Annotated in this window: 5 protein-coding genes and 1 pseudogene; 1 reads left to right on the top strand and 5 read right to left on the bottom strand. The window is 72.9% G+C overall.

The features are described 5' to 3' along the window. On the bottom strand, positions 1-863 hold an 863-nt coding region (locus tag GA0115240_RS01860), incomplete at its 3' end, for an SGNH/GDSL hydrolase family protein (protein ID WP_093734888.1). Positions 864-1,186: 323 nt separating this feature from the next. Here GA0115240_RS01860 and GA0115240_RS01855 point away from each other — a divergent pair. Then, positions 1,187-2,152 (top strand): hypothetical protein, encoded by a 966-nt coding sequence (locus GA0115240_RS01855; protein ID WP_141708677.1) that lies wholly within the window; start codon positions 1,187-1,189, stop codon positions 2,150-2,152. 266 nt (positions 2,153-2,418) lie between these two features. Here GA0115240_RS01855 and GA0115240_RS01850 read toward each other — a convergent pair whose 3' ends face one another. From GA0115240_RS01850 to GA0115240_RS39090, 4 genes and pseudogenes are all read right to left on the bottom strand, one after another. After that, positions 2,419-2,859: an ATP-binding protein gene (locus tag GA0115240_RS01850; RefSeq protein ID WP_093734886.1), complete on the bottom strand. Its 441-nt coding sequence runs from the start codon at positions 2,857-2,859 to the stop codon at positions 2,419-2,421. An 88-nt stretch (positions 2,860-2,947) separates the two neighbouring features. Beyond that, positions 2,948-3,232, bottom strand: coding sequence for an STAS domain-containing protein (locus GA0115240_RS01845; protein WP_093734885.1), 285 nt, complete (start codon positions 3,230-3,232; stop codon positions 2,948-2,950). Positions 3,233-3,429: 197 nt separating this feature from the next. After that, positions 3,430-3,885, bottom strand: a complete 456-nt coding sequence (locus GA0115240_RS39095) for a PP2C family protein-serine/threonine phosphatase (RefSeq protein WP_370673257.1) — start codon at positions 3,883-3,885, stop codon at positions 3,430-3,432. An 86-nt stretch (positions 3,886-3,971) separates the two neighbouring features. Continuing rightward, a pseudogene (locus tag GA0115240_RS39090) lies at positions 3,972-5,171 on the bottom strand (GAF domain-containing SpoIIE family protein phosphatase); the annotation flags it as partial. Between the last annotated feature and the right edge of the window lie 357 nt (positions 5,172-5,528).

Genomic DNA, 5,528 nt, shown 5'->3' with positions numbered 1-5,528 from the left:
TCGATCAAGTCGAACGTCTCCCACAGGCCGATCGCGGCGCGGTTGGCGATCAGCGCGGCAGCGCCGGCGTTCTCGGCGGTCACGTACTGGTTGTCGGCGTGCGCCCGCAGCGAGATCGCGGTGGATCCGCCGGGCAGGGGCTGGAGGCTGGCGGGAACCGACGTCAGGGCGTTGTACCAGACCGGGGCCATCTTGTTGTAGCCCTCCTGCGAGGGATGGACGCCGTCGGCGAGGTCCGCCTCGGTCACGGCGGCGTGCATGTCGACCAGGTGGACGTGCGGGCCCTTGCTCGCGACGACGGCGGGAAGGGCGGCGTTGTAGGTGTTCACCATGGTCGCGTGCGGCTCGCCCTGCTCGGTGATGATCTGGGCCACGAACAGCTGCACATTCGGCTTGGTCTGCAGGATGTCGTCGATGAGTTTGCCCAGGCGCGCGGGGGCGTTGGCGACGTCGTAGTCCTGGTTGATGTCGTTGGTGCCGATGTGGAGCAGGATCGTGCGCGGGTCGGTGCTGTTCAGCCAGCTGACGATGTTCGCGTCGAGTTGGTCGATGCGCCAGCCCGGGTGGCCCTCGTGGTCGTGGTCGCCGAGTTCGGCCGGCCCGTTGGTCTGCGAGCCGACGAAGTCGACCTTGTAGCCGCCGGCGGCCAGCCGCTGCCACAGATTGACCCGGTAGCCCCCGGGGTAGGGCGTGTAGCCGTCGGTGATGGAGTCGCCGAGCGGCATGATCCGTACCCCGCCGTTGGACTCGCCGGGTATCGCGGCGAGCGCTGCGGGCTGCGGCAGTGCGAAGAGCAGGGCGGCGATGGCACCGAGAACGGTGCCCACCGCGGCGGCGCCGAAGCGGAGGGTTCGTATGCGCATGGGGGGAGTCCTTTTGCGGATTGCGGGGGGAGGCCGGTTCGGGATGGCCGGGCCGGCCGAAGGACTGCGCGGGATTGCCGTTGCGGGGCGGGCCGGCAGCCGAACGCCCTTGACGGTCGGGGGGACGTCCGGGCACAGGCCGGTGCCGCGCGGCAAAAACGTATAGCAGCCGTGGCCCGCGGCGCACCCCCGCGGTCGCTCGGAACCGGATCGGCCTGCCGGTTGAACCGGGGACGCCGCCGGTCCGTACAGGTGCACAGCGCGATCCATCCGTCCGGTGGAGCGCGGATGCCACAGCGACGTGGCTCAACCTGGAGGTCTGCATGACCGGTTTGCGTGCGACAGGCGGTTTATCGTGGTTCGGACGGTGGCTGGGTGTCGGCGCGGCGGCTGTCACGGTGGTCGTCGCGGGATTCGTCACCGTCTCGACCACCGCGTCCGCGAGCACCGGTGGCGTCCTTGCGGACGCCACCATCTCACCCGTCACCGTGGTCGGCGGTACGCCCGCCCAGGGCACGGTGACACTGGTGTCGGCGGTGGACGCCGACACGGTGGTCGTGTTGTCGAGCACCGATGCGACGGTCCTGCGGCCGCCGGCCGCGGTGACGGTGCCCGCCGGGGCGACCAGCGCGGTCTTTCCCGTCACCACGTTCGTGTTCTCCGGGCCCGGGGAGTTCGCCTGCGTCAACGCCACCGCCGGGGGTGTGACCCGTACGCCGTGCCTCAACAGCAATCCGTCACCCAGCGGGCCGGTCGCCACTTCGGTCACCTTCAGCGCCCCGTCGGTCGGCGGCGGCAGCCCGGTCACCGGCACGGTCGGGCTGTCGGCCGCGGCGGACGGGAACACCTCGCTGGTCACGCTGGTCAGCAGCGACCCCGCGGTGCTGAGCGTCCCGGCCCGGGTCGTGGCGACGGCCGGTTCGGCCACGACCGCGTTCCCGGTGACCACCGCCTCGGTCGCCAGCACGCGGTCGGTCACCGTGACCGCCACGGTCGACGGCGGCAGCGCCGCGGGGTCACTGACCATCACCCCGGCCACGACCCCGCCGACCACCGACACGGTGCGCATCACCCGCGCCGAGTGGAAGAGCGGCATCCTGCGCATCGAGGCCACGAGCAGCGATCCGGACGCCATCCTCGAGGTCCACCTCGCCTCCACCGACACGTTCATGTTCGGCCTGACGAACGTCGGCGGCGGCAGATACCAGGCTCAGCACGAATGGCTGGACAACCCGCAGCGCATCACGGTCAGGAGCAACCTCGGCGGCTCGGCAACCGCCACCACCTGATCCGCCGGGCAGGTGCATCCGCCGCGGCCGGTGCACCTGCCCCGCCCGGCCCCTTCCGCCGCCGTGGCGGGCCGGCGGGAAGCTCAACGGCCCGCGCAGGAGTCCAGGTGGAGGTCAGCCACTGCTCGAAGGACGGCAGCCGCGGGTTGAGGCCGCACACGTGTCGGGCGCCGGCGAAAGCCTGCCGCAGACCGGCCGGGTCGCTCGTCGAGGACGGCCCGGACCAGGCCGCGCAGGGAGCGGCGCGGTCGTCCCACGGACTGTGCTCAGGTGAGGGGCAGTCGTGCGGTGATCTGTTTGCCGGTGGGTGTCAGGCGGGTGCGGAAGCCTCCGCACAGGGCGATGACGATCTCCAGCCCGTGCGCGCCGACGCGTGTCGGGTCCTGGGGGGAGACGGCGGGCCGGTGCGGCGAGGTGTCCCGGACGGTGATCTCCACCGCCGTCTGCTCGATGCGCAGGTCCAGTCCGCAGGGACCGCCGGCGTGTCTGATCGCGTTGGTGACCAGTTCGCTGACCACCAGCGCGGCGGCGTCGAGCGTCTCGGCGGTCACCGCCGGCTGCAGACCACTGCTGCGGGCCCGGGTGAGGAACGCGGTCACCGATCGGCGGGCGGCGGCGATCGCACCCGGTTCACCGGTGAAGACCTCGCTGGAGTGCACGACACCGCCTCCGTCGAGGCGTTCGCGCCGATCCGCTGCCGTCGTCATGCCGCATCACCTTGCCCGCGTCGTTCCGGCGTTCTCCGTTGCCGTGGCCTTCACAGGTTCGTGTGCCCCCGCCGGCGATTCCCATCCGTCAGGTATCGGTGGGCGGCGGGTCGAGGGGCGGCCGGTGGAGGGGGAAGACGGAGCGGGTGCCTGTCATCTCCATCAGCCGCACCAACGCCTCGGGCAGCGGAGGCGTGAAGCTGACGCCCGGGTCGGTGTGGGCGTCCAGGAACAGTGCCAGCACGTCGACGTTGAGGTAGGTCACCTCGGATGCGTCCACGACCAGGGACACGCCGGACCGCCGGGCCTGTTCGGCCGCCTCGGCGATGCGTTGCTCGACGCGGTGGTCGAGGTTCCCCCGCAGGACGAGCATGACGTGGCTGTCCGTCGTCCAGTGATGGGCGCCGGCTTCGCCGGACTGCGTTCCCCGTGGGTTCCCGGCGGGTTCTGACGAGTTGGCCGGAGGAGAGGAAAGGTTCATGCGGGGCCTTCCGTCGGGCAGGACCCGATGGTCTGCCCCCGGTGCCCCTACCCCGGATCGTGCGGGGCACTGCGCCGGCGGTCGGCGGATCACCGCGGCGCCGGCTCTGCCTCCCCGACGCGCAGGGCGAGCAGGACGACGTCGTCGTCCGAGTCGCCGGGGGAGACCGAGTCCGCCAGGTGCTCCAGAAGCTCGGGAAGGGGCAGGGTCCCGGCGGCTTCGGCGAGCAGGCGCGCCGCGCGGGCGATGGCGGCGTCGATGCTCCGGCCGCGTCGTTCGACCAGACCGTCGGTGTAGAGCAGCAGCGTGGAGCCGGGTTCCAGGACGGTGTGCTGGTCCTCCCGGGGGAAGGGGCCCAGCCGATGGTGCAACAGGATCCCGTGCTCGTCCAGTTGGCGCACGGCGCCGTCCGGCAGCCGGACCAGGGGCGGGGGGTGTCCGGCGTTGGTCCACGCCAGGGACCAGGAGGCGCCCACGGGGTGCAGATGGGCGTGCACCAGGGTGCCGCCGACCTCCACGGGCACGGTGCGGCAGGCGTCCTCCAAGGCGGCGAGGGCGGCGGCGGGCCCCGTCCGCGGTTGGCAACCGACGCCTGGCGCAGCATGCTGCGGGTCTGGCCCATCAAGGTGGCGGCCTGGACGTCGTGGCCGGTGATGTCGCCGACGGTGACCGCCAGCCCGGCCGCCGGCCCGGCGGGGCCTTCCTGCCGCGGCAGGAAGAAGGCGTCGTACCAGTCGCCGCCGACCATGTCCGTGCTGGAGGCCGGGCGGTACAGCGCGGCCAGGTCCAGGCCGGGAACGGTGGGCAGGGTGGTGAGCATGGCGTCCTGGAGCTGGTGGGCGACGTTGATCCGCTCGTCGAGGAACAGGGCGCGCTCCACCGCCTGGGCGGTGTAGCCGGCGATCGAGGTGAGAACGGCGGCTTCGGTCACGTCGACGTCATGCGGTGTGTCCCAGCCCAGGACCAGCACGCCCAGCGGGCCCCGGGCGCCCAGCAGCGGCAGGCAGGCCGCCGAACCCAGCTCCAGGGAGTCGAACGCGGCCACGGCCTCCGGTCCGTAGTCCTCCGTCAGATGCCGGCGGTCCGCAACGGTGACCAGGCGCCGCTCCCGCAGGGCGCGTGCGGCGGGGAATCCGGCGCCGGCCTCCAGGTGCTCGTGCAGGATCTCCGCGCGGTGCGGGGCCTGCTGATCCAGCAGGCGGTGCAGGCCGCTCTCCCGGTCCGCCAGCAGCAGCCCCACGTAGGACGGTTTGAGGTCCCCGCTGACCACGTCCCGCACGCGGAGGCGGACCTGGTCCAGGCCCGCGGTGTCCGTCAGATCCTCCGCCGCCCGCAACAGCAGCTCGGCGCTGGCCAGGGCCCGGCCGGCGCGGGCCGCCAACTCGTCGGCGCGGCGGCGCAGCGCGCCGGCGTGGGCGGAGGAGATCCGCAGCCGCAGCTCCGCCGAACAGGCTGCCGCCAGGTCCCGCAGGTCCTCCAACTCACGCGGTGTCCAGTGGCGGGCCGCGGTGTCGATCGCACACAGCGAACCCAGCACATGGCCGAGGTCGTCGGTCAGCGGGACACCCGCGTAACCCACCACCCCGAGATCGGGGATCGCCATGCTGTCCCGCGTCAGCTCGGCTTCCCGGGCGTCGCCGACCACCAGCGGATCACCGGAGACGACCACGTGCCGGCACAGCGAGTGCGACAAGGGCGTCTGCCGTCGCGCCGCCCACGGATCGCCCAGGCCCACCATGCCCGGGAAGACCTGCCGGTCCTCCTCCACCAACGACACCAGCGCCACCGGCACATCGACGATCCGCGCCACCAGCCGTGCGAACCGCTCCATGTCCGCGTCCGCCGCGGCCGTCAGACCCGTCTGCCGCAACGCCAGCAACCGCGCCGGCCGCGACAACGCGGCAGAGCCGTTCACGTCGTCCGCAGCCACCGCCATCGCCTCCGCCCCTGGACCCACCGGACCTCACGCCGATCCACGCCGGACCGAAACGCACCAGTTCCCCTACCCCCGAATGCCGCAATGGTGCCGCCGCCGGCGCGGCGTTCCGGGGCGCCGTGGGGCGGCCGGGCGGTTCCTCCGTGCGCCGGGTCCACGGCGCGGATGTACCGTCGCGCCGACGCGGAGGGCCACTCCCCCGCCGCCCGACCTGCGGGCTCGCGCGCACGGGTGCGGTGCGGCATCCCGCGG

Source organism: Streptomyces sp. DvalAA-14 (assembly GCF_900091855.1).
Lineage (GTDB): Bacteria > Actinomycetota > Actinomycetes > Streptomycetales > Streptomycetaceae > Actinacidiphila.
This window is presented reverse-complemented; position numbering and strand designations above follow the sequence as displayed.